At 75.0% G+C, this 244-nt stretch carries 1 protein-coding gene; it reads right to left on the bottom strand.

Annotated elements, in window-relative coordinates; genetic code table 11:
* Positions 1-244: pseudouridine synthase (locus N2041_RS14690; protein ID WP_297679369.1), on the bottom strand; the 244-nt coding region annotated here is incomplete at both ends.

Genomic DNA, 244 nt, shown 5'->3' with positions numbered 1-244 from the left:
GCCCCAGCCGAACGGCGTGCAGGGCCTGGCGCACCATGCCCAGGGCCGGCCGGCCGCCATAGAGCGTGTCCCCGACCAGCGGATGCCCCAGCCAGGCCAGATGGACGCGAATCTGGTGGGTGCGCCCGGTGTGCAGCTTGCAGCCCACCAACACCCACTCGGCGCGCCCCGGCGTTCCGCCGTCGAGCCGCCGAATGTCCGTGCGCGCCGGCTTGGCCGCGCCGCTTTCGGGCGGATGCACGGC

Origin of the sequence: Tepidiforma sp. (assembly GCF_026419595.1) — a bacterium.
Classification (GTDB): domain Bacteria; phylum Chloroflexota; class Dehalococcoidia; order Tepidiformales; family Tepidiformaceae; genus Tepidiforma.
Note: the sequence above shows the minus strand (reverse complement) of the source record. Positions and strands in the feature narration are given on the sequence as shown.